This window comes from Candidatus Ulvibacter alkanivorans (assembly GCF_003333325.1).
Classification (GTDB): domain Bacteria; phylum Bacteroidota; class Bacteroidia; order Flavobacteriales; family Flavobacteriaceae; genus Ulvibacter_A; species Ulvibacter_A alkanivorans.
On the sequence record NZ_QOLC01000106.1, the window covers coordinates 1 to 24,581 of the forward strand.

Consider the following 24,581-nt stretch of genomic DNA (forward strand, 5'->3'; position numbering starts at 1 on the left):
CTAATTGTTCTGCGAAATCTTTTAAATCTGCCATTTTCTATCGTTTTAAAATAATTTGTATTTATATAATTTAATTAGTGCTAAGTTATTATCCTTCTCTTTCAGAAAGCGTTTTAACAATACCTGCAATGGTTCCTCCACCACTCTTAAGAGCAGAGATAACATTTTTAGCAGGTGATTGAAGTAAGCCAACAATCTCTCCAAGTAATTCTTCCTTAGATTTGATCTCAACCAATTTATCCAATTGATCGTCACCAATGTAGATGGCTTCTTCGATAAAAGCTCCTTTTAATAAAGGCTTATCAGATTTTTTTCTGAATTCTTTGATCACTTTGGCCGGAGCGTTTCCGGTTTCTGAGAACATCAAAGAAGTGTTGCCTTTAAGAACGTCGGTCAATTCACCGAATTCCTTATCTGAGCTTTCCATTGCTTTCGAGAGCAAGGTGTTTTTAACTACGGCCAACTTTACACCGGCTTTAAAACAAGCACGACGTAAGTTAGTTGTACTACCTGCATCAAGCCCTGAAATATCTGCTAAATAAATAATAGATGTATCGGACAACTGTGCAGTTAGAGTTTCAATTACTTGTGATTTTTCTTCTCTTGTCATAATTTCTAATGATTACTGCTCAGTGAAACGTTTGGTATCGATTTCTACGCTAGGACTCATGGTGCTAGACATATAAATGCTTTTAATATAGATACCTTTAGCCGCTTGAGGCTTCAGTTTTACTAGTGTAGTTAATAATTCTCTTGCGTTTCCGGCAATCTTCTCTGCATCGAAAGATGCTTTTCCGATCGCAGCATGTACGATACCTGTTTTATCAACTTTAAAGTCGATCTTACCGGCTTTTACATCAGAAACAGCTTTAGCAACGTCCATCGTCACTGTACCAGTCTTTGGGTTAGGCATTAATCCACGAGGACCTAAAACACGTCCTAATGGTCCTAATTTACCCATTACGCTTGGCATAGTTACAATCACGTCAACATCTGTCCAACCTCCTTTAATTTTATCGAGGTACTCGTCCAATCCAACGTAATCTGCTCCGGCTTCTTTGGCTTCGGCCTCCTTATCGGGAGTTACCAATGCCAACACCTTTACATCTTTACCAGTACCGTGTGGTAAGGTAACAACCCCTCTTACCATTTGGTTTGCTTTACGTGGATCCACGTTAAGACGAACCGCCAGGTCTACAGAGGCATCAAAATTTACGTTGGTGATTTCTTTTATTAAAGCTGAAGCTTCGGCTACAGTATAGGTTTTATCCTCTACTTTTAGCAAGGCTTCTTTTTGCTTTTTAGTTAATCGTGCCATTTTATAGATTCTTTTTCTTGATTAAAAAGGTGCAGTACCTTTTACTTTCACTCCCATTGATCGTGCAGTACCTGCTACCATTTTCATAGCAGACTCTACGGTAAATGCATTAAGATCGGGCATTTTGTCTTCTGCAATTGCTCTTACTTGGTCCCATGAAATGGATGCTACCTTTTTAACATGTGGCTCCCCAGACCCTTTCTTGGTCTTGGCAGCTTCAAGGATCTGTACAGCGGCAGGAGGTGTTTTAATAACAAAGTCGAACGACTTGTCTTTATACACTGTAATCTGCACTGGCAATACTTTTCCTTGCTTGTCTTGAGTTCTAGCATTAAATTGCTTACAGAACTCCATAATGTTCACACCGGCAGCACCTAAAGCGGGTCCAACTGGTGGAGACGGATTAGCGGCTCCTCCACGAACTTGCAACTTTACTACTTTACCTACTTCTTTTGCCATTTGTTTAATTTTAATGCGGTTTTTCTTGAGTGGAAGCCTAAGAAACAACCTATTATATAGCGTGTAACAATTAAATTTTCTCTACTTGCATATAGCTTAATTCTAATGGTGTCTTTCTTCCGAAGATCTTAACCATCACTTCAAGCTTGCGTTTTTCTTCATTAATCTTTTCTACCGTTCCGTTAAATCCGTTGAACGGCCCGTCGATCACTTTTACGGTTTCACCAATAACGTAAGGTATATTGACGTTATCATCTTTCACCGATAATTCATCAACCTTACCTAACATTCTGTTTACTTCAGACTGTCGTAATGGCACAGGATCACCTCCTTTGGTTTCTCCTAAAAAGCCAATCACTCCGTTGATCGATTTAATAATATGCGGTATTTCTCCGGCCAAACTCGCTTGGATCATAATGTATCCCGGAAAGTAAACACGCTCTTTGTTAATTTTCTTTCCATTGCGAATTTGAATCACCTTTTCGGTCGGTACAAGAACTTTTTCAATATAATCTTCAAGATTTAATCGCGTAATCTCAGATTCGATATACGATTTAATCTTGTTTTCCTGTCCACTAACCGAACGGACCACATACCACTTTTTTGTACTTTTAGTTTCAGTCATGTTTACGACTTGATCCAATTAAAATAAGCTTCGATAACACCACTAAATACAGTATCTACTCCCCATACAGCCAACGCTAGTACAATAGAGAATACTGCCACGATAACAGTTAGTCGCTGAGCCTCCGGCCATGGCGTCCAGGTCACGTGGTTTTTTAGTTCGTTATACGATTCTTTAATATAGTTTACCATTGTTACTTGGTGTTTAATTCTTTCTGAAGCCATCAAAACTTCAATCTGCACGGGTTGAGAGACTCGAACTCCCGACACCTGGTTTTGGAGACCAGTGCTCTACCAACTGAGCTAAACCCGTATTATAATGATAGTACTCTCCAACTATTGCCTCAAATACTTCACTATCTTGGTTCACCTATATACTTCAGCTCAGTTCTGAGCCCTGCCTGCCGGCAGGCAGGTAAACCCGATTAACTTGATCAGCTCTTACGACCTGAAAATGTCTAGGTCAAGCTAAACCCGTTATAAAAGTCAAGGCGTTCCGAAAAATCGGAACACCTTTGACTTACTATCTTTTGACTTAAATTAGTCTAAAATCTCAGTTACCTGACCAGCACCTACTGTTCTACCACCTTCACGGATAGCAAAACGAAGACCAACATTTAATGCGATAGGCTGGATAAGGTCTACAGTAATTGTAAGGTTATCACCTGGCATTACCATTTCAACTCCATCAGGAAGGTTGATGTTCCCAGTTACGTCTGTTGTACGAACGTAGAACTGTGGACGGTAGTTGTTGTGGAATGGTGTGTGACGACCACCTTCTTCTTTTTTAAGAACGTAAACCTCTGCTTTAAACTTAGCGTGAGGAGTTACCGATCCTGGCTTACAGATTACCATACCTCTAGAGATTTGAGTTTTCTCAATACCTCTTAAAAGAATACCTGCGTTATCTCCTGCCTCACCTCTATCAAGGATTTGACGGAACATTTCGATACCAGTAATAGTAGACGTTAATTTTTCAGCTCCCATACCAATGATCTCTACAGGATCTCCAGTGTTTGCAACACCTGTTTCGATACGTCCGGTTGCTACAGTACCACGACCAGTAATAGAGAATACATCTTCGATAGGCATAAGGAATGGCTTATCGATCTCACGTTGTGGCTCTTCGATCCAGTTATCAACAGCTTCCATCAATTCCATTACCGTATCTACCCATTTTTGCTCACCGTTCAATGCACCAAGTGCAGAACCAGCGATCACAGGACCATTATCACCGTCATACTCGTAGAAAGAAAGAAGGTCTCTAATTTCCATTTCAACCAATTCTAACAATTCATCATCATCTACCATATCCACTTTGTTCATGAATACAACGATACGAGGAATACCTACCTGACGTCCTAAAAGGATGTGCTCACGTGTTTGCGGCATTGGACCATCTGTAGCAGCTACCACCAAGATAGCTCCGTCCATTTGTGCAGCACCAGTTACCATGTTCTTTACGTAATCGGCGTGACCTGGACAGTCAACGTGTGCATAGTGACGATTTGCAGTTTGATACTCTACGTGTGAAGAGTTGATAGTAATACCTCTTTCTTTTTCTTCAGGCGCGTTATCGATTTGATCGAAAGAACGAGCTTCTGAAAAACCAGCATCTGCCATTACTTTAGTAATAGCAGCTGTTAACGTTGTTTTACCGTGATCTACGTGTCCGATTGTACCTACATTTAAGTGGGGCTTCGAACGATCATATGTTGCTTTTGCCATGTTGTATTAATTTAATCTTAGTTATATAATAGTGTTCAATTGTATTTCTTAGTTGAGCCAATGATGAGATTTGAACTCATGACCTCTTCCTTACCAAGGAAACGCTCTACCCCTGAGCTACACCGGCGTAAAGTATTCTATCTTCTCCTTACAAAAAGGAAGAGATTCCTGCCTTGCACTCCTGCTATTGCTTTGGCGCAGACGACTGCAGGAAAATTAGAGCGGGAGACCGGGTTCGAACCGGCGACATTCAGCTTGGAAGGCTGACGCTCTACCAACTGAGCTACTCCCGCTTTTTACGAATTCGTATTAATGAATTCAAACTTTCAATATTTCAAAATTAGATCACCTCTTTAGCGTTGTCACAACCTTTATTGTGATTCAAGTTTTATTGATGATCTGCTTAGAGAAACCCTTAGGTTACTCGCTACGCTCGTGATCCTTTATAAGACTACCTCGCATCCGCTCGGTGATCCGTTTAGGGAGACCCTCGATTACCTCGCATCCGCTCGGTGATCCGTTTAGGGAGACCCTAAACAAAGAATTTAATTCGCAGCCTTACAAAAGCGAGCTTTTGACACCTGTTGCTTAAATTCTTTGTGGGGAGAGCAGGATTCGAACCTGCGAAGACTAGGTCAGCAGATTTACAGTCTGCCCTCGTTGGCCGCTTGAGTATCTCCCCAAACCATATGTATATGAACAACTTTTTTACTTTTTTAAAGAGCCGATGGAGGGACTCGAACCCACGACCTGCTGATTACAAATCAGCTGCTCTAGCCAGCTGAGCTACATCGGCTTTTTATGTAACTTTTTAGCCATAAAAAAGTCCGCTATTTCTAACGGACTGCAAATGTAGAGAATTTATTTTTTCTACAAAACTTTTTTTAAAAAATTCTACTATAAATATGCACGTTGTTTTTGTTTTCGTTTTTTTAATTGTCGCTCTAAGGATTGGACGCATACATCGGTTGCTTCTTCAAAAGATTTCCCTTCCTTTTTTACAATGAGATCGCCCTTAGGAATGCTTAATAATATTTCAACATTCTTATTCTCTTTCTCACTGGTTTTCTGTACTTTCAGAAATACATCTGCAAAGATAATCTTATCGTAGAATTGTTCTAATTTAGAAAGTCGTTTTTCTACAAAGAGCAACAATTCATCTTTAGCTGTAAAATTGGGAGCTTGCACATTTACTTTCATAGGTCATTTCGGTTTTATGCTCTTGCGTTTTTTTCAATCCCTTCCGAAGTAATTATTTGCAACTTGAAAAAGGCACTAGAAGGAAGTTTTCTCGCATCAAGAACATCAAGTTATTATTCGTTTGAATTTCGGGGATGTGAGTTTTGATATACCTGCTTTAATGTAGCTATACTATTATGGGTATAGACCTGCGTCGATGCCAAACTCGAATGCCCTAGCAGTTCTTTGACCGCATTTAAATCTGCACCCTCATTCAACAGATGCGTAGCAAAGGAATGCCTTAAAATATGTGGGCTTTTCTTTACCTTCTCGGATGCCTTACTAAAGTAAGAATTTATAATTCTATAGACAAGGGTTTCATAAATTTTAACGCCCTTCTTCGTGAGTAATAAATAATCGGGATCTTGCAATGCTTCTAAAGCCTCTCGTTGCTTTAAATACGATTGAATGGTGGTAGTTACCATTGGTAACAATGGAATTATACGCTCCTTATTCCGTTTCCCTAATACCTTTATCGTGCGCTGCGCTATAGAAACAGCATCTACCTTAAGATTAACTAATTCTGCGCGTCGCATTCCGGTACTGTAAAACAACTCTACGATAAGTTTATTACGGATGCCCTCGAACCCATCGGCCTCTTCCAGCAAGGTAAGTACTTGTTCTATTTCTTTTTCTGAAAAAGGAACTTGAATCTTCTTAGAGGTCTTTAATGCCTTATGCTTCGCCAAGGGACTTACTTCGATCTGCTTTGTCTTTAAAAGGAACTTATAATAGGAACGTAAGGATGAGATCTTTCTATTAATACTTCGGTTAGAAACATTGGCATCGACCAAAGCCACGATCCAACTTCTAATGATGCTATAGTTTACCGACTTTATATCTTTGTAGTCAAATTCTTCCGAAGCGAATTGCAAGAAACTTTCTAGATCGGTGGTGTAAGCCGTAATTGTATGTGCCGCATATTTTTTTTCGAGAGTGAGGTAGTCGATAAATTTGGCAAACGGCATGTAGGTGATTTTATTGGGCAACGAAACGATAGGTTTTAAAGATACGTAATTTCGTCAATCGAAGCATAAAAAAAATCCGTTGAAAGCTCAACGGATTTTATATATGTATATAGTACATCGTGTCTAGATCTCTTCTTGATCACGTAGATTCTGGATGTACTCTGCTTTCTGAATTTCTTTTCTTCTTTTTACTGAAGGCTTTGTGAAAGCTTGTCTTGCACGAAGTTGACGCATTGTACCCGTACGATCAAACTTACGCTTGAAACGCTTAAGGGCTCTATCGATATTTTCTCCGTCTTTTACTGGTATTATTAACATAGTGTCATCACCTCCTCTCTTTTGGGACGGCAAAGATAAAACTAAATTTTTAATTACCGGGAATGAAAGTTAAAAAATCATTGTTCAAATAAAGAAGCTCTTCTACTTAGATCTTGTATCAGTTTTTCTTCCTCTTTACTTTCGAGTAGCACATTGTAGTTTTTCCAAAAGGCTGCATTGTATGGTTGCGGTGAAAACAGATCGGCAGACCAATCCTCTTGCAACGCATTTTCTATCGCTTCGGAATCTTGAATCACTTCGGTAAACAAAATCTCTTGAATGGTGTAGTAAAATTGTTCGTCCTTATCGGCCATCGCCTCTTCTGTGGTCTTATCGGAAGATCGATCTCCAATATTCACTAATTTTGGGGTTTCGTAATAAAAATAACTGGGGTACATTTTACCGTCGAACTCCCTATAATCGATCACTAATTTATGATTTACTTGTGTATCGAATAAGCTTTTACTTCGGCTTTTCTGTGCTGCGGAAGCTGCAACCAGATTATACTCGATCTTTTTAAACGCATAGGTGTCCCAGTAAATGTACAGCCACCCTTCGGCTTGATAGCCTTCATTATAGACGCCTTGGGTTCCAAGTCCAATAAAATCCTCACTTTCCATGATCTTGATCTTATAGAGCTTTCTGCCATTCTCGACCAAAACCGTATCTAACTGAAACTGATGTTTATCTAGTATATCTTCGCCAAATAAGGCACGAGTGTCATTCACGTTACGCACAAGATTCAATCGTCCTTTAAATAGATTGTCGAGTCCGTTGATTCGTCTATCGTTCCACTTTATCGCTTTAATCAATGAGCTGGTGCGTATGGTATCTCGGTTCAACGACTTGGACCTAACATTGGTATAGCCTGCGGTATTCTTTAAATAAGCACTGTACGAAAACAGACTGTCTACATCGCGTAGATCATAACTTTTTCTAATCTCGTCCACATTGATCTTTAGATTGTCTTCTGCTCCTGATGCATAACTGGAGTCGTAGACAGTGATCGCTGCTTCTATAAGCCATTTGTATTGTTTTTTGTTACGTTCCTTGTGGCGCAAAAACCCTTTTTGCAAATAGGGAGTTTCGGGTAAATTTCGAGGCAAGCGTTCAATTGCTCTTGTCACAATTCCGTTCCCGGTAGTTGGTCTTGGGTCTGCGACGATCAATACTTCATCCAAAGAGGCAATATCCTCTTCCAAGAAGATATCGATCGATGGATCGAACTCATTTACCGGAGTTTTAAAACTTTTATAGCCAATAGAAGAAATCACTAAGGTATCGTTTACATACCGTTGCGGAACGACCAAACTAAAATTCCCATCGGAGTTGGTGATGGTTCCTATCGTAGAATTTTGAACATACACACTCGCACTTTCAATGGGAGCGAAGGTAAGAAAGTCGGCCACCTTTCCTTCGAGCTCTGTTTGGGCGATGGTAGTAGCACCAAACAGCAGTATTGCAATTGCAAGTAAACGTTTTAGGGCATTCCAATTCATGGGATGTAATTTACTGAAAAGAATTTAGAATCAGGTAGCGGGCTTATAGGTTTTACCGTCCATTACCATTTTCGCAATGATCTCTCTAAGAATCTCACTGGTTCCACCGCCTATAGGGCCTAATCGACTATCACGCAAATTTCGAGCTAAAGGATACTCTTCCATATAACCATATCCACCTAGCATTTGCAAGCAATCGTAAGCTACCTCGTCAGCCACTTTAGTAGAAATAAGTTTAGACATGGTCGCTTCTTTTACCACATATTCCCCATCGTTAAGTCGCTTGGCAGTAACGTAATTAAACGTTTTACACACCTCGATCTCCGATGCCATTTGAGCAACCTTATGACGCAAGGCTTGAAATTTTGAAATCGATTTGCCAAAGGCAACTCGGTCTTTCATGTATTGAATCGTATAATCGAGTGCCCACTCACTTCTTGCATGCGAATTAATACCCATAATTAGACGTTCTAACGCAAAATGCTGCATGATATACGGAAAGCCCATATTCTCTTCCCCCATTAAATTTTCGGCCGGCACCTCAACATTATCGAATGCGATCTCACCGGTATCACTTGCGCGCCAACCCAATTTATCTAGCTTGGTAGCCGATATTCCTGAAGCTTCACGATCGACCACAAAAATGCTTATCCCTTTGTTACCTAGTTCTGGCGCTGTTTTCGCTGCCACAATTAGGTAATCGCTATAGACACCATTAGTAATAAAGGTCTTAGATCCATTCAAAATATACGTGTCGCCTTTTTTAACGGCAGTACTTCGCATTCCACTAACATCACTTCCACCAAAAGGTTCGGTGATACACAAACAGCCTATTTTTTCACCACTAATACTAGGTGCTAGGTATTTTTCTTTTTGAGCCTCATTTCCTTCTTTGTCCAAATGGGTCATGGCCAAGTAGGCGTGTGCCCACATAGCAGCCGCAAAACCGCCACTATTTATCTTTTGTAGTTCTTCTAAGAAGATCACAGTATAAAATAGATCCAGGTCTAGTCCGCCGTACTTCTCTGGATAGTTTAACCCAAAATATCCCATCTCTCCCATCTTTTCCCAGATAAATCGCTCAATATGCCCGGTCTCTTCCCACTTCTCTATATGGGGTACCACTTCTTTTTGCAAGAAATCTTGAAAGCTTTTTCTAAAAAAATCATGTTCTTCTGTAAAATACATACTACTCATATACACTATTTTTAATTGGGTTTGGGGATTGCGGAAGCAATTATTATTCGACAGACAAATATAGTTGAATTAGCTGTAATTTCCCTCGAGTGACTCCCTCAATTTTAGTCAATTCTGAAAAGTCGAAGTTTCCATCTCTTAATTTTATGAACTCCCAAATCTCTTTTGCCAGTTCAAATGAAATCCCAGGGATGGTAGCAATGTCTGAAGCAGAGGCCGTGTGCACCGAATAAGTAACCAATGATTTTGGGCTTTTCACTGTAAACCGATTTCGAATTCTTGCAATCACCGAATCGCTCAAACCATACACAGCATATAATTGAACATCGTTAGAAAACCCACCTATTGATTCTCGATAGGACACAATACGTTTACTCAATGCAGGACCAATACCATAGATCTCTTGCAAACCGGCTTCCGTAGCACTATTTAGGTCGGTTTTTTCAGAAAATGCCAAGGCCTTGCTCGGTTTTGTATACGACTTCGGTTTGTAGTTAGAACGGTTCACCCATTCGGGAAACTTAAAGTACGGACTCACAACTTTCAGAAGCGAGTCGGAAATACCTGTAACCTTTTGAAAGTCGGTTGCCGAATTTACCCACTGGTCTTTCGCCCTAAAGGCATTGAGCTTTTCTATTGCTTCGGAAGGAATTCCCAAGGTATACGCTCTATATTCCGTCAGGAAATTAGGGTTGAAGGGGTAGACCTTAGGCCGACGCGCCTTTCCTTTTTCCAGTCGCAAGGAGTCGAGCTCCTGCTGCATTGCGATTATAGTAGGCGAACTTATATCGAGTAGTGGTTCTTCGGAAAAATCTACAAAACAGTATATATATAATACGGCAAGATTGAGCACTACCAAAAGTAAAATCCCATTTCGCTGTTGCCTGTTGAACATGAAATGGGATTTTAGTGAACTCATAACTCCTTAGCTATTGCGAGGAGTTGAAGTTTGTATAAAGATATAAAAAATTAGCGTGTTACAGCTGCTTGTTAATATCTTCTGCACCTTCTTCGAGTGCCGACTTTTTAGTTTTTATCGCGTCCATATATTTTTTTAGCTCTTTTCGCACCACAGGTGTAAGTAAAATCACCCCTATGATGTTAGGAACAACCATCGCGAAGATCATAGCATCTGAGAAATCGATCACTGCGCCCAAACTAATGGATGCACCAATGATTACGAACATTAGGAACAAGAATTTATAAACCATGTCGGTTACTTTTCCTCTTCCGAAGAGATACTTCCAACCTTGCATTCCGTAGTACGACCATGAGATCATAGTAGAAAAAGCAAATAGAATAACAGCAATCGTTAATATAATAGAAAAGTGTGGAATCACACTGTCAAAGGCTGTGGCTGTTAATTCAACTCCTTCTGCGATTGGTGTACCGTATTCCATAAAACTACCATCGAAGTTCGTGATAATGATCACTAGGGCGGTCATTGTACAAATTACAACAGTATCTACGAAAGGTTCTAGCAATGCAACAATTCCTTCACTGGCCGGATATTTTGTACGTACTGCCGAGTGTGCAATGGCCGCAGAACCAACCCCTGCTTCGTTCGAGAATGCACCACGTCTAATACCTTGAATCATAACTCCAATAAGTCCGCCTGCAATTCCTAATCCGGAGAAGGCTCCTTCATAGATCAATGCGAAGGCATCGTCGATCAATGGGAAATTGGCGCCTAAGATGATCAAGGCTGCCAAAACATAGATCCCTGCCATAAACGGAACGATCTTTTCGGTAACAGAAGCGATACGCTTAATACCACCTATGATCACGATCGCTACCAATACTGCCATTCCAATTCCGAAGAACATCCCGGCATTGTCATTTTGAAAATCGAATAATTTTACAAACTGTGCTGCTGCTTGATTGGCCTGGAACATATTTCCACCACCAAACGAACCTCCAATAACAAAGATCGCAAACAATACGGCCAATACCTTACCAATACCTCCTGCGCCTTTTTCTTTTAGTCCTTTGCTTAAGTAATACATGGGACCACCATATACGGTTCCATCCTCACCTACATCACGGTATTTTACACCTAAGGTACATTCGGCAAATTTGGATGCCATACCTAACAATCCTGCTAATATCATCCAGAATGTAGCTCCGGGGCCACCAATAGAAAGTGCCACCGCTACTCCTGCAATATTTCCTAATCCAACCGTTGCCGAAAGTGCAGCGGTCAAGGCTTGAAAGTGCGACACTTCACCATCGGCACTATCATCGCGAATGGTTTCTATAATGTTTTCACCTTCGTTATCGGTAGGATCGCCGTATAAGGTATCGGCTCCGTGTTTTTCAATATCTTCATATTGGCCACGTACCACTTTAATTGCGGTCCAAAAGCCTGTAAAATTGATAAGTTTAAAGTAAACGGTAAAGTACAACGCACCGCCAATTAAAACGATAAGTACCCAAGGTATTTGAAAGGTTTCGGTAAAAGGGATCTCATAGAAAATAGCCTCTACAAACCATCCCGTATAATTACGGAAGGTTTCGTCTATAGCCTCTGAGGTACTTTGTTCTTGTGCAAATGTTACTAATGGTGTAATAATTGTTAATAGGGAAAGAAGTATTCGCTTCATTGTAACTGTACGTTAGTTATTAGATTTTTTGAAAATTAAGGCGACAAGATGCAAAAAAAATAAGCGAATTCAAATTGTATCCCGTTAAATTGTTAACGATTTCTTAAACACCGTAGAACTTTTTTAAGCGATCAATCTGATTGGGACGTCCTATCATTATAAGCATGGATTCTTTTTTTACGATCAACGTTGGTTCCGGGTTTACGATATACTCTCCTTCGGGGGATTTGTATCCAATAATGGAACAACCCGTTTTTTTACGTACATCCAACTCTTTTATGGCTTTTTCATCACCATCGGGACAAATAGCATCGAACGATATTTGCTCAACATTCATACTGTCTTCCTCGCCGGACACCGACAAGTTATCTAAGAATTCGACCAGATCCGGGGTCACTACCAACGAAGCCATATGATCACCTCCTATCTTATCGGGCATGATCACATTATCTGCTCCTGCCAATTTTAATTTATGGTAGCTGGTTTCTTCGGTAGCACGACTAATAATCTTTAAGTTCTTATTCATCTGTCTTGCCGACAGCACGATGAACAAATTATCGGCATCGCTGGGCAAGGCACAGATCAAGGTAGCGGCTTTCTCAATGCCCGCCTCAATAAGCACCTCATCCTCTATGGCATTGCCTTTTACAAACAGCATGTTATCGTCTTCGAAACGCGATACCATTTCTTCACTTTTTTCAACAACGATAAAGGGTTGTTTGTACGCCTGCAGTTTTTGCACAGCTTGTTTTCCGTTACGGCCAAATCCGCAAACTATCACATGATCTTTCATATTCTTAATAATTTTTCGCACCCGCTTTTGGCGTAAGTTACCAATGTTATTATTGCTTAAAATGTATTCGGTAATTACAGAGATCGCATATCCTACAATAAAGATGCTCGATATAATTAAGATCGACGTAAACACCTTCTCCATAGGTTCTAAAGGCTGTACGGCTCCATACCCCACTGTAGTAATGGTGATCACGGTCATATAGAAGGCATCTATCCAGGTATATTCTGAAAAGAAACGATAGCCTAAAACGCCTGCCATAAAGACTACAAGCAGTAGAAATAACGCCCCCCATATTTTAGATTGAAATATTCTTTTCATAGATCAAAAACCGATGTGCGTTTGGTGTAGACCAGATCCTTTAGTTTTAACCAAAATGCTAAGGTCAAATAAATTGCAAAGCCCACGCCTAAGGTGGCGAATGAGACATAAATAAAAAATAATCGTACACTTTTTGCTCGCATCCCTAAGCGGTCTGCCAAACGAGAACTCACATAAAACCCATGCTTCTCGAGATAGTGACGAATCTTATAAACGAATTGCAACATGCTTGCAAATTACTATTTTTTATCGAAATCGAATGTCGTGATCAGCAGATTGTAAAACACTATTTCCTATGGCACAATGCAAACAACGCAACTGATTGCAGTATTCATTCTTTAGCTGAATAAGTCCTTGCGATTGTAATGCATTTTCTGCAACCGGTTGCAGTGCATTGAATTTTTTTACGATCGTATTATGCTCGGCTGCGATGGTTGTCGCCAGGGCGACTATTTCTTCGGAAACATCGGTGTTTCTTTGTTTCGCATAACAAAACCGAATTGGTAATAGGGTGTTGATTAAAAGCAGGTCGATAAACTTCTTAGTGACTCGTTTCTTACGTTGTTTTGAAGTCGTTCCGAAGTTATAATGCGTATCCCAATAGGTGGAAGCAGCTACAGTAAAAAAGTCATAATACGCGTCTATGCTTTTCATCGCGTTGCTCGTTGCGAATATATGCTGTTTGCTGCTGTATAAGACTGCCAATTGCGACAAACGGATCGTTGGAAAATTGGCCGGTCGTAATCGAAAGAATTTAGGCGGTAAGATCAAGGGTGGTCGCAGGTTAAATTTCGTACACAGATAACGATATCGCTTGAGTAACTCTTTAAAATACGCATCTTCCTGTGGTTTTGAGAGCAAACCGGACACGCCAAATAAAAGCGCCTCTAGATCCAACACATTGTTACGACATTTTTGAACTATGGAAAATGGCAGCCATTGCGCCATACCATAGAATTGAGCGCCATTCACTTTTAATCCAAAATTCTTACACAACAATCGGAACATCAAAGCTTCCCAATGATTTTTTGAAGCCGTTAGCGCCTGTAGAATTTCGTTCATTTTTTGTTCCAGACGTTCTAGATACAAACGTTCTAACCAGTTTTCAACCACAAAGGACGGCACCTTATCGAAAGACCCTTCACAGTTGATCCAATCTTTAGTGCTTTCAAACAAGTTGCGATAGGATCGAAGCGTATGTGTGGCTACGCGTTCTTTTAGGGCAAGCACCGGGATCTTTGAACTATCACTACGAAATACATCGGTATCGTGTTCCCAAACGAGGTGCAATATTACGGTGTCGTAGGCAACATCTATATCATGATTGTGGGAATACCATTGGGAGGCTTCCACATGTATCTCAATATTGCCAGCCCATAACTGTCCATCTATGATCAATTTGGCATTAAAAAAGTCAGGACCGGAATCAAAATTATGCTGTCCTACCTCAACAATTGAGATGGATTGCCCGCAAACGGATCGAAGCTTTTGGGTTTCAAATTTTTGAAACTTCCATATGTAGTGCAAAAAATCTTCTTTCATAAATGTAACTCAAGTGGGGAGTTGAAGAAAGAAGGAAGTATCGTTATTCGTTTTCTTTGGAATCGACCGACTCGTTCTCGGTCGTTGGATCTGATAGGGTATCTACGAACAATATCTTGTTCCATTTGTACAGTCTACGTTTCAGCAAGATAAACCTCGAGATGCCGATGGCAAGAAAGCACACGCAAATGACCAAGGCCACATACCCCAACCATTGTATTTGTTTAAATTCTTGTAATTGCAGCAATGCCAATCCACCCAACAGCAGGTACAATGACGCGCGTATATAGGCCAACAAGGTGCGTTCGTTCGCTAATTTTGTTCGTTCTAATGCCAGTATCTCTCGGGTATTGACCGGAACGGGTTTGGTTCGCAAAAACCTAAAAAGTTGTTTGGCTTTCGATTTCATTACACTCTAAAAATAAAAAAATCCCGTTCCATATACAATGAAGCGGGATTATAAATTTTCTTCGGAAGGATTTTACGACTCGATGTAGCCCATATTCTCCATCCATTCGTTGTTGAACATCTTCCCAACATAGCGACTTCCATGATCGTGGAAGAGCACTACAATCACGTCATCTTCGTTAAAGTGTTCTTTTAACTGAAGCAGGCCTTTCATGGCTGCTCCTGCTGAATTTCCAAGAAACATCCCTTCTTCCTTTGCCAGTTTCTGGGTGTAAATTGCCGCTTCCTTATCGGTTACTTTTGTAAATCCGTCGATAATATCGAAGTTCACGTTCTTGGGAAGAATGTCTTCGCCAATACCTTCGGTTACATACGGATAGATCTCTTTTTCATCGAAGATTCCTGTTTCGTGGTATTTTTTAAACACACTGCCATAGGTATCTATTCCCCATACCTTAATATCCGGGTTCTTTTCTTTAAGGTATTTCCCCACTCCACTTATCGTTCCTCCGGTTCCTACACCTACTACGAAGTGTGTTACTTTACCATCGGTTTGTTTCCAGATCTCCGGTCCGGTACTTTCGTAATGTGCCTTGGTATTGCTTAGGTTGTCGTACTGATTTACATACCAACTATTAGGTGTTTCTTCGGCCAGACGTTTGGAAGTTGAATAATAAGAACGTGGATCATCGGGTTCTACATCGGTAGGACACACGATTACTTCACTGCCTACTGCACGCAGTATGTCCATCTTCTCCTTACTTTGTTTATCGCTAATTACACACACCATCTTATAGCCTTTAACAATGGCAGCCAGGGCGAGTCCCATCCCGGTATTCCCGCTGGTCCCTTCTATAATGGTGCCTCCCGGTTTTAAACGACCATCGGCTTCGGCATCTTCGATCATTTTAACAGCCATACGATCCTTTACCGAATTTCCCGGATTAAAGGTTTCGTATTTCGCCAATACCAAGCCGGGAATGGAAGCTGCCAATTTGTTGATCTTTACCAAAGGCGTATTACCGATGGTTCCTAATATATTCTCTGCGTATTCCATGCAATTTCTTTATTGTTTTCTGAAAAAAATGAATCTCATTTTTTAAACGGTTGCAAAGGTACTAAACTCATTGGTTTAAATAAACAACCCGCTTCACAAAACAGCGGAAGCAGCGTGAGGGACCTGCCTACCGGCAGGCTTGTAGCAGCGGCATCCTTTTTTTAGAGCGTTTGGCGCCTCAAAAAAAGATATAGCGGATAGCCCGACCCGCCACAGGCGGGGCACGCCCCACTTATTCGAAACGGATGGCTTTTACGGGAGATATTTTAGAAATAATATAAGAGGGCACTAATAACATGACCAAACACAGTATAAAGGTGCCCAAATTAAGGAGTGCGATGTACCCTATGTCCAAATAGACAGGTGCTTCGCTAACGTAATAGGTATTTGGGTCCAAGGGAAACAGCTTAAATTGTTTTTGGAGTAACAACAATCCAATTCCAATAATATTTCCCCAAAATAATCCAACACCAATAAGGTACATTGCGTTATACAAGAATATCTTGCGAACGCTCCAATCGCTGCTTCCTAAGGCTTTTAAGATACCGATCATTTGGGTGCGTTCTAGTATCAAGACCAACAAGGCCGTGATCATATTGATTCCTGCCACCAAGATCATGATGCCAATGATAAGTGCGATGTTAAAATCGAACAGGTCCAACCATTCGAATATGGAATAATATTTTTGCCGAATTGTTTGGGTGTCGAGCAAGCTTTGGGTCTCGGCATATACCGCGTTCCCGGTTTCTTCGATGGCGTCGAAATCTTCAACAAAAACTTCAAATCCGCCCACCTGGTTGGGTTCCCATCTATTTAAACTTTGTATGTGTCGAATATCGGCTAAAAGGAATTGTTGGTCGAATTCTTGGAACCCGCTGTTATAGATACCAACGATCTCGAAGCCTCTACTTCTGGTTCTAAGGGTCTCTTTACTTTTTTCGTTTAGAAAGAAGGTAGCGATCGTATCGCCAATATCAAGTTGTAAGCGATTTGCCAAGTAGGAAGAGATCAATACTTCGTTGTTTAGTTCGCCGCTTACTTCGGGCAGCCGGCCTTCTACCAAGAAATCGGTAAAATAGCGCCAATCGTAATCGGCCCCAACTCCTTTAACCACTACGCCTTCAAAATCGGTTGCGGTTCGAATCACCCCTCCTTTAGAGGCAGTGACCTGGATGTGTCTTATATTATCGACCGATGTAAAGTTTGGATAAAAGTCTTGCGCTGTAGAGACAGGGATCTGAGAGTCGTTAGAAAAGTTGGTGTCGAAGTTAGTGATTAGGATGTCGCCGTTAAAAGCGGAAACTTTTTCTTTTATTTTTTTCTGAAGTCCGACCCCGGTGGCCACCGAAATAAGCATAACGACCACGCCCATAATAATTGCTGTAATAGCAATTTTTATTATTGGTGCCGAAATACTACTTTTATGATCCTTGGCCGTAACGATGCGGCGAGCGACAAAAAATTCGAAATTCACGAGCTACTTTATGCGATTTACTTTTTTCAAAAATACATTATTATTATGTGTTCTGGTTTGTTTTTCCTGCGGAAGTCAGACCAAAGACTCAAACGAAGCAACAGACGATAGTATTGTGATACACGATACGGTGGCGGTTGATAACATAGCCGAAAATTTGTTGCGAACCGGTGCAGAACAACCCACCAACTATCTCCCGCTCTTAGACGGCAAGAATGTTGGAGTCGTGGCAAATCAAACTTCCATATTGCGTTTTGCCGAAAGTGTGAATCCGCCAAACGCTGAATTACAAGCCATTCAAAAAGACCAACATTTGGTCGATTTTTTAGTTGGAAACGATATAGCCGTGCGGAATGTGTTTGCACCCGAGCACGGATTTAGAGGTACTGCCGATGCCGGTGAGTTGGTGAAGGATGGGATCGATACAAAAACCGGACTTCCTATCATCTCGCTCTACGGCAACAATAAAAAACCATCTTCCAAGCAGTTAGAAGGTATCGAAATAATGATCTTCGATATTCAAGATGTAGGAGCTCGGTTCTACACCTATATCTCTAGTTTGCATTATGTAATGGAGGCATGTGCAGAAGCCGGTATCCCGGTATTGGTGTTCGACAGGCCCAATCCGAATGGACATTATATCGATGGTCCTATACTGGAGCCGGAACATTCGAGTTTTGTAGGTATGCATCCGGTGCCTGTAGTGCATGGGATGACCATTGGTGAATACGCTCAAATGATCAACGGAGAAGGCTGGCTAAGCAACGGACTTCAGTGTGATTTGACCGTTATAAAAATGGAAAACTACACCCACGACACAGCTTATTCGCTACCTGTAAAACCATCTCCTAACCTGCCTAACGATACCGCTATAAATTTATACCCAAGTTTGTGTTTTTTTGAAGGAACTGTGGTGAGTGCAGGTAGAGGTACCGATATGCAGTTTCAGATCTTCGGAGCACCAGCGTTACCAAAAGCCTATTTCCCGTTTCAGTTTACGCCACAAGCAAACGAAGGGGCTACCTATCCGAAGTTCAAGGGTGAGCAATGTAACGGACTTGATCTTCGCGATAGCAAACGATTAAACAAATTGAATCTAGAGTGGTTGATTGAGGCCTATGTTGGCTTCGGAAAAAAGCCCGAGTTCTTTAATCCATTCTTTACCAAGTTGGCTGGCACTAAAAAGTTGCAGGAACAAATTGAACAAGGTTATACGTACCCCGAAATTAGAGCTACTTGGTTGCGTGATTTAGAATCCTACGATACAATGCGACAGGCCTATTTGTTGTATCCGTAATGGGTTTGTTGCTATTTAAAATTTTCGATCAAAAAGCGTGAGCCTATACACTCATAGTTTCTATGGCAGACCATCTACGTGGTTATAAGTTGATCCGCTCCTTCATTGCCTCTACTATATTGTAGACTGCCGGGCAGATCGCCACATTTTTTAAGGTAAGGTTTGAAATCTGTTGAAATTTCTTTCTATCGGTATGGGGAAACTCCCTACAGGCTTTTGGGCGAACGTCGTAAATACTGCAATAATTATCGGCTCCCAAAAAAGTACAAGGCACCGATTGTAGCACATAATCGTTGTCTTCATCTACTCGCAAATAGGTTTCGATAAAGTGTTTTGGTTTCATTCTAAAATGCTTGGCTATACGCTCAACGTCCTTGTTGGTAAATAACGGTCCGGTAGTCTTACAACAGTTGGCACAGGTGAGACAGTCGGTACGCTCGAATTCCTCATGATGCAATTCGTTCATGATGCCATCTAAATTTTTAGGCGGCTTCTTCTTTAGTTTAGAGAAGAACTTTTTATTCTCAGTATGCGTATCTTTGGCTCGTTGTGGGAGCTGTTTAAGGATCTCTTCCATAGCGACGCAAAAATACACAATTAAAGGTATGAACGATCTCTTAGGCAAAGCACTTCTTGATTTTTACTTCGGAAAGGATCCCGAGATCTTATACACCGAAACGAATATTAGCGAGCAGGACGAATTGCCACTCCCCTATTTATTTCGAACCTATGCTGAAATGCCCTTACTGGAACAAGTGGCTTTAAAGGCCTGTAAAGGCAAGGTACTTGATGTTGGTTGTGGTGCCGGAAGTCATTCGTTGTACCTGCAACAACAAGGGTTTGAAGTTAAGGCGATCGATACTTCGGAAGGCGCTGTAACAGTAAGTAAACAAAGAGGTGTAGCAAAAGTACAGCGAACCGATCTACTTAGCCTTTCCGAAGAAAAGTTCGACACCATTCTATTGCTAATGAACGGCACAGGCATATTTCAAACAGTAGAAAACGTTCCCAAATACCTTCAACATTTAAGGTCATTATTAGCAACACACGGGAAGGTTTTAATCGATTCCAGTGACCTACGATATATGTACGACCCAGGTGAGGAAGGTGGAATTTGGGTGCCGGCCGATCGTTATTACGGTGAGTTAGAATTTACCATATTGTACAAAGGAGAACAATCGGAACCCTTCGATTGGCTGTATATGGATGAGAACCTCTTTAAAGAATTGAGCGAAGCTGCCGGGTTCCAATTCAGTATACTTGCTCGAGGCGATAACTTCGATTATTTGGCGCAACTTACACTAGACCACAATTGACAAAGACCGATTTACTATTATTGAATTTGAGCGTCCAAATGCCTAACCAAGTTTCGGAATAAAACAAAATGTAAAAAATACCGTTAAAAAAAAGGTCGGTATTTTTGAAATGCCTCCATAAAAGCTATGTTTGCTACAAAAGAAAAATTGTTATGAAGTTTCCCCCCAACTATCTTGTTATCGTTCTATTGATCTTCATTAGTTTTACGGCATGTAAAAATGACAACGGCGACGATCAAGTAGAAGATTTTAAAGCAGAGAACCGAAAAGGGTTAGGGAGATCTGCCGCCGACCTATTATCTAACGACACATACCAAGGACTTACGGTAGAGTTTGTGTATGCCAACGGATTTCGTCCCAGAGAGAGTACGATCAATACCTTTCTTGATTTTCTAGCGGCAAGAGTTGTTAAACCCGATGGGATCAACTTGGTCGAAACGGTTATAAGTGCCCCTCAGGGTGCTCCATTTACTACGGAAGAAATTCGCGATATCGAGGATGAGTTCCGCACCAAATACACCGTAGGAGACGAGATCGCAGTCTTCGTATTCTTTGCGAATGGAAACTCAGATAACGACACCGAAACATCGGTAACCCTAGGAACAGCCTATCAAAACACGTCTATCGTGATCTATGAAAAAACCTTAGAAGAACTAAGCGCTTCGCAAAACATCGACCTTGGTATCCTTGAGATCAATACGCTAAACCATGAGTTTGGTCATTTGTTTGGGTTGGTAAATATACTGGAGGACGATATTCATACCGATCATGAAGACCCAAACAATTCTAAACATTGTGTGGTTCAAGATTGTTTAATGTATTTCGAAACCTCAAATACCGATAGAGCGGCATTACAGTTACTTATGAACCGTTCGGCAGCTCCTGAATTCGATCCGTTATGTATTGCAGATCTTCAAGCCAAGGGCGGACTGTAATCTCAACTATTCTTGGCCATACACTTGAGCACCATCGATAAATGTTGCTTGAACTTTCACCTTAGGAATACTGTCTTGTGGGATGGTCATGATATCTCGATCCAACACAACGAAATCGGCTACTTTGCCTTCTTCTATGCTACCTTTTTGGTCTTCTTCAAAGTTGGAATAAGCCGCCCAAATCGTCATTCCTTTTAGCGTTTCTTCACGAGACAATGCCTCTTCTTTTCTAAAACCATCCTCGGGGTAATTCGCCAAATCTTTTCTTGCTACGGAAGCATAAAAGGTATACATAGGATTCACTTCTTCTACCGGAAAATCGGTTCCTAATACAATAATTCCTGCTTTGTCTAACATCGTTTTATAGGCATATGCTCCTTTAATTCGTTTGGGTCCAACCCTATCCTCGGCCCAATACATATCGCTAGTAGCGTGAGTGGGTTGAACAGACGGAATTATATTCTTTGAAAAGTAATCGAAATCGGCTGGTGTAACGATCTGTGCATGCTCCACTTTCCAGCGCGCATCGCTAATATCTTTCAATACCTCAGCATAGGTACGCAGCACCGCCACATTTGCCGAATCTCCAATGGCATGCGTATTCATTTGGTATCCGGCATCGGCGATACGTTGTGCTAGCGCTTTGAGGTCTGTTTCGGTGGTGATCATAGCTCCGAAATGTCCCGGCTTGTCGCTGTAAGCTTCACGCATGGCAGCACCGCGAGATCCCAGCGCTCCATCACCATACACCTTGACCGATCGCACCGTAAGGCGATCTGTTTCTATGATGCCATTTTCCAGATAATAATCTAAGTTTTCGGGAGTATTACTCACCATGGCATAGACTCGTAATTGCATTTCCCCTGCTTGTTGTAAACTATCTATTAGTTGGATCACCTCCTTATCCAGCCCTGCATCGTTAATGGTAGTAAGTCCGTTTTCTACACAAATTTGTTCCGCATCCTTAAGTGCTTGTATGGCATCTGCACGAGACATCTCTGGGAATGTGGCGCGTACGAGTGACATCGGACTATCAATCAAAATACCGGACGGCTTCCCATTTTCCAAGACCACTTCACCTCCATCCATTTTTGTTTCCGAAGTAATCCCTGCCATTTCTATGGCTTTCGAGTTCACGATCATTGCATGACCATCGATACGGGTTAATGCAACAGGCGTATCGGGAAACATGGAGTCTAACTCTTTTTTGGTAGGAAATTCTTTTACGTCCCAATCGTTTTGATCCCAACCTCTACCAATGATAAACGTTTTATTTTTTTCCTTCTGAAACGCGCTAACGCGCTCTAATACTTCGTCGTAACTGCTCGTCCCTACCAGCTCTACCTGCTGCAAACTAACTCCTAAATTAAAAAGGTGTGCATGCGCATCTATTAATCCGGGAACTATGATCTGTCCTTTGGCATCATATACCGTCGTTGCCTTATACCTAAGCTCCAACTCCGGTTTTAGTCCAATTTCTTGGATCTTTCCATCTTTTACCACAAAAGCATCGGCAGTTTCAAAAGCATCGTTGGCCGTATAAATGATGGCATTTTTTACTAAAAGATCGGTAGGTATCTTATCGGGTGCACAAGAGAAAAGAAAAAATATACTGCTTGCGATAAAGAATAGCTGTTTCATAAGGTTGAGTTTATGACCGCTAAAATAAAAAAAGCATCCCTCAAAACGGAATGCTTTTTAAAATTAATTCTTGGTGCAATTTACCAATCAAATTTGTAAGTGGCTCCTAAGATCCCTTGTATTCCTTGTACTGGATAATTTAACCATTTCTCATAATTATCGCTTAGCAAATTGCTTCCTTTAGCAAAGATCGAGAGTCGGTCGTTTACTCGATAGCCTAAGTGAATATTGGCATCGATATAACTGTCTAGGGTTACTTCCATAGTATCGTCTACAAATGGTCCCGAAAGGGATTCTAGATCCATTCGTTCTCCTGTAAAGAAAACAGTAGCGCCTCCGTAGAGCTGTTCGGAAATATTGAAGTTAGAAAATACTGATGCTTCAATCTCCGGTAAGTTCCACGGCTGTGCTTGAAAGGTAGTGTCGTAGCTATAGAACGAACCGTTCACTCCTAACGAAAAGTCTTCAGAAACAGCCACCTTTAACTCACCAAAAACCTCTAGCGTATTCATATCGTCGTAAACTACACGAAAAGAGTTTCCGTATTGGTAAGGTTCAGAAATATCTGTTGGATCGTCGATCGATGGATTTGCAATAAACAGTGCTTTATTCTCATCTTTCCCATACCCTGCACGCACATTATAACCCACCGAGTTAGATAATTTTCCTTTTAGGCCAACAAAGCCTTCGTACAAATTACTTGTGGGTGCAATAAATAAAGTAGGTGACACAAACGGATTTGTTTCTTTAAAATCGTAGTAACTGTTCTGCTCTAGGTCTCCCTGTGCTCCTCCGTAAACGATCAATAATTCGTCTACCAATCGGTAGGACGCATTGATACGCGGATAGATAAAAAATTCGGTTTCACTTTGCTCGGTTGCCAGGCTTACAAAGGCCGCCACACCAAGAGAAAGTGTAAGGTCTTCATTAAGATATACCAAGGAAGGTATGACACCTGCATTGAGATACCCGTAATCGATGCCGGTTGCGTTAAAGAAGTTTTGATCGAAACTTCCGCTTAGGTAATCAACCTCACCATCTATCTTGAGGGTAAAATCGGTGAGCGGAAAAGAAAACTCCGGCGTTGCGGTTATATTGAATTCCGAAGAACCAAACGCATCGCCCAAATAGCGAATATTGGCAGTGGCCTTCTCGAAGATCGATTCATCGAAGGCTATGCTTCCTCCTACATATCCGCTAATATACGTTTGCTGTGGATCGATATCGTTTACCATTTCATCACTTAAAGATTCACTGTAGAAATCACTTAGCCCATACCAATTATACAGTTGGTGTTGTATTCCCGCATCCAAACCATAGGTCGCATCGCGTTGTCTGCTAATATAATTTCCATCCAAACGCGTATCATAATACTTGTTTTGCAGTCGAATATCATCTATCCCGTTCTGTGATGAGTTGTGTCTAAAGAAGAACCCGGCATTGTCGGTACGACTTATCTCAAAATTACTATACAACTCTGCCAATATGCTGGTGTAATTTCCAAATCCGAGTGTAGCATAGTTATCATACAATTTTATAGGTTTTGCACGCTCTACGGTTGTAGCTTTTCCTTTGGCAGGAGTAAATGTAGAGGCCACGGGCACCGAAAAGATACTGTATTGAACCGGTCGTTTCTTGGTAGTGACCGAATCGTTTATCGAAGGGGTTTCCTTTACCTTGAACGCATCTGAAATCGTAGGCGTGTAGGGTTTAACGATGTTAACCACTTCGGTTCCCAAGTCTTCTTTTTCATCTTGAGCGAAGGCGGTGAAAGTGACACTTAAAACCAAAAATAAGGTAAGTGAGGCTATGCGTTTATTGGACATATGAATTAATTTCTTGTT

25 protein-coding genes and 5 tRNA genes are annotated in these 24,581 nt (G+C 41.1%); 3 read left to right on the forward strand and 27 right to left on the reverse strand.

Annotated features, from left to right (window positions below; genetic code table 11):
- Positions 1–88 precede the first annotated feature (88 nt).
- The 24 genes from rplJ to DWA30_RS12395 all read right to left on the reverse strand — a co-directional run bounded on the left by rplJ (position 89) and on the right by DWA30_RS12395 (position 17,548).
- Positions 89–610, reverse strand: coding sequence for a 50S ribosomal protein L10 (rplJ, locus tag DWA30_RS12280; protein ID WP_114492838.1), 522 nt, complete (start codon positions 608–610; stop codon positions 89–91).
- Between the two features lie 12 nt (positions 611–622).
- Positions 623–1,318: a 50S ribosomal protein L1 gene (rplA, locus tag DWA30_RS12285; RefSeq protein WP_114492839.1), complete on the reverse strand. Its 696-nt coding sequence runs from the start codon at positions 1,316–1,318 to the stop codon at positions 623–625.
- A 21-nt stretch (positions 1,319–1,339) separates the two neighbouring features.
- Positions 1,340–1,777: a 50S ribosomal protein L11 gene (gene rplK / locus DWA30_RS12290; RefSeq protein WP_114492871.1), complete on the reverse strand. Its 438-nt coding sequence runs from the start codon at positions 1,775–1,777 to the stop codon at positions 1,340–1,342.
- A gap of 70 nt (positions 1,778–1,847) precedes the next feature.
- Entirely contained in the window at positions 1,848–2,402 is a 555-nt protein-coding gene (nusG, locus tag DWA30_RS12295) for a transcription termination/antitermination protein NusG (protein ID WP_114492840.1), read from the reverse strand.
- 2 nt (positions 2,403–2,404) lie between these two features.
- Positions 2,405–2,626 carry a preprotein translocase subunit SecE gene (secE, locus tag DWA30_RS12300; RefSeq protein ID WP_245933913.1) on the reverse strand — a complete coding sequence of 74 codons (222 nt, stop codon included), beginning with the start codon at positions 2,624–2,626 and terminating at the stop codon, positions 2,405–2,407.
- Positions 2,627–2,641: 15 nt separating this feature from the next.
- A tRNA-Trp gene (locus DWA30_RS12305) sits at positions 2,642–2,714 on the reverse strand.
- Between the two features lie 227 nt (positions 2,715–2,941).
- A complete protein-coding gene (tuf, locus tag DWA30_RS12310) occupies positions 2,942–4,129 on the reverse strand; it encodes an elongation factor Tu (RefSeq protein WP_114492842.1) in 1,188 nt (395 codons plus the stop codon).
- Between the two features lie 55 nt (positions 4,130–4,184).
- Positions 4,185–4,256: transfer RNA gene (locus tag DWA30_RS12315), tRNA-Thr, on the reverse strand.
- 93 nt (positions 4,257–4,349) lie between these two features.
- Positions 4,350–4,422: transfer RNA gene (locus tag DWA30_RS12320), tRNA-Gly, on the reverse strand.
- Positions 4,423–4,729: 307 nt separating this feature from the next.
- Positions 4,730–4,811: transfer RNA gene (locus DWA30_RS12325), tRNA-Tyr, on the reverse strand.
- Between the two features lie 40 nt (positions 4,812–4,851).
- A tRNA-Thr gene (locus DWA30_RS12330) sits at positions 4,852–4,925 on the reverse strand.
- 101 nt (positions 4,926–5,026) lie between these two features.
- Positions 5,027–5,329 (reverse strand): ribosome hibernation-promoting factor, HPF/YfiA family, encoded by a 303-nt coding sequence (gene hpf / locus DWA30_RS12335; RefSeq protein WP_114492843.1) that lies wholly within the window; start codon positions 5,327–5,329, stop codon positions 5,027–5,029.
- A gap of 113 nt (positions 5,330–5,442) precedes the next feature.
- Positions 5,443–6,336, reverse strand: coding sequence for a tyrosine-type recombinase/integrase (locus tag DWA30_RS12340; protein WP_114492844.1), 894 nt, complete (start codon positions 6,334–6,336; stop codon positions 5,443–5,445).
- Between the two features lie 123 nt (positions 6,337–6,459).
- Entirely contained in the window at positions 6,460–6,654 is a 195-nt protein-coding gene (gene rpsU, locus DWA30_RS12345; protein ID WP_114492845.1) for a 30S ribosomal protein S21, read from the reverse strand.
- Positions 6,655–6,731: 77 nt separating this feature from the next.
- Positions 6,732–8,153 (reverse strand): carboxypeptidase-like regulatory domain-containing protein, encoded by a 1,422-nt coding sequence (locus DWA30_RS12350; protein WP_114492846.1) that lies wholly within the window; start codon positions 8,151–8,153, stop codon positions 6,732–6,734.
- Between the two features lie 30 nt (positions 8,154–8,183).
- Positions 8,184–9,350 (reverse strand): acyl-CoA dehydrogenase family protein, encoded by a 1,167-nt coding sequence (locus DWA30_RS12355; RefSeq protein ID WP_114492847.1) that lies wholly within the window; start codon positions 9,348–9,350, stop codon positions 8,184–8,186.
- A 43-nt stretch (positions 9,351–9,393) separates the two neighbouring features.
- Entirely contained in the window at positions 9,394–10,269 is an 876-nt protein-coding gene (locus tag DWA30_RS12360) for a helix-hairpin-helix domain-containing protein (protein WP_114492848.1), read from the reverse strand.
- Between the two features lie 58 nt (positions 10,270–10,327).
- Positions 10,328–11,953, reverse strand: a complete 1,626-nt coding sequence (locus DWA30_RS12365) for an alanine/glycine:cation symporter family protein (protein ID WP_114492849.1) — start codon at positions 11,951–11,953, stop codon at positions 10,328–10,330.
- A gap of 103 nt (positions 11,954–12,056) precedes the next feature.
- Positions 12,057–13,067, reverse strand: coding sequence for a potassium channel family protein (locus DWA30_RS12370; protein ID WP_114492850.1), 1,011 nt, complete (start codon positions 13,065–13,067; stop codon positions 12,057–12,059).
- A complete protein-coding gene (locus tag DWA30_RS12375) occupies positions 13,064–13,294 on the reverse strand; it encodes a PspC domain-containing protein (RefSeq protein WP_114492851.1) in 231 nt (76 codons plus the stop codon). The genes DWA30_RS12370 and DWA30_RS12375 overlap by 4 nt, the downstream gene beginning before the upstream one ends.
- A gap of 19 nt (positions 13,295–13,313) precedes the next feature.
- The gene (locus DWA30_RS12380) at positions 13,314–14,609 is read right to left on the reverse strand and encodes a DUF2851 family protein (protein WP_114492852.1); all 1,296 of its coding nucleotides are present in this window, start codon (positions 14,607–14,609) and stop codon (positions 13,314–13,316) included.
- A gap of 43 nt (positions 14,610–14,652) precedes the next feature.
- Complete coding sequence (locus tag DWA30_RS12385; protein WP_245933914.1) at positions 14,653–14,985, reverse strand: DUF202 domain-containing protein; 333 nt, start codon at positions 14,983–14,985, stop codon at positions 14,653–14,655.
- A 105-nt stretch (positions 14,986–15,090) separates the two neighbouring features.
- Positions 15,091–16,074, reverse strand: a complete 984-nt coding sequence (locus DWA30_RS12390) for a PLP-dependent cysteine synthase family protein (RefSeq protein ID WP_114492854.1) — start codon at positions 16,072–16,074, stop codon at positions 15,091–15,093.
- A gap of 232 nt (positions 16,075–16,306) precedes the next feature.
- A complete protein-coding gene (locus DWA30_RS12395) occupies positions 16,307–17,548 on the reverse strand; it encodes an ABC transporter permease (RefSeq protein WP_114492855.1) in 1,242 nt (413 codons plus the stop codon).
- Positions 17,549–17,558: 10 nt separating this feature from the next.
- Here DWA30_RS12395 and DWA30_RS12400 point away from each other — a divergent pair, with 10 nt between their 5' ends.
- Positions 17,559–18,845 carry an exo-beta-N-acetylmuramidase NamZ family protein gene (locus DWA30_RS12400; protein WP_114492856.1) on the forward strand — a complete coding sequence of 429 codons (1,287 nt, stop codon included), beginning with the start codon at positions 17,559–17,561 and terminating at the stop codon, positions 18,843–18,845.
- Positions 18,846–18,927: 82 nt separating this feature from the next.
- On the opposite strand, the gene DWA30_RS12405 is transcribed toward DWA30_RS12400, so the two are convergent.
- Positions 18,928–19,422, reverse strand: a complete 495-nt coding sequence (locus DWA30_RS12405) for a YkgJ family cysteine cluster protein (protein WP_114492857.1) — start codon at positions 19,420–19,422, stop codon at positions 18,928–18,930.
- A gap of 28 nt (positions 19,423–19,450) precedes the next feature.
- On the opposite strand from DWA30_RS12405, the gene DWA30_RS12410 reads away from it, so the two are divergent.
- Positions 19,451–20,161, forward strand: coding sequence for a class I SAM-dependent methyltransferase (locus DWA30_RS12410; protein WP_114492858.1), 711 nt, complete (start codon positions 19,451–19,453; stop codon positions 20,159–20,161).
- 152 nt (positions 20,162–20,313) lie between these two features.
- Positions 20,314–21,096 (forward strand): zinc metalloprotease, encoded by a 783-nt coding sequence (locus DWA30_RS12415; protein ID WP_114492859.1) that lies wholly within the window; start codon positions 20,314–20,316, stop codon positions 21,094–21,096.
- 6 nt (positions 21,097–21,102) lie between these two features.
- On the opposite strand, the gene DWA30_RS12420 is transcribed toward DWA30_RS12415, so the two are convergent.
- Both DWA30_RS12420 and DWA30_RS12425 read right to left on the reverse strand, forming a co-directional pair.
- A complete protein-coding gene (locus DWA30_RS12420; protein ID WP_114492860.1) occupies positions 21,103–22,737 on the reverse strand; it encodes an amidohydrolase in 1,635 nt (544 codons plus the stop codon).
- 80 nt (positions 22,738–22,817) lie between these two features.
- Positions 22,818–24,563, reverse strand: a complete 1,746-nt coding sequence (locus DWA30_RS12425) for a TonB-dependent receptor (RefSeq protein WP_114492861.1) — start codon at positions 24,561–24,563, stop codon at positions 22,818–22,820.
- Between the last annotated feature and the right edge of the window lie 18 nt (positions 24,564–24,581).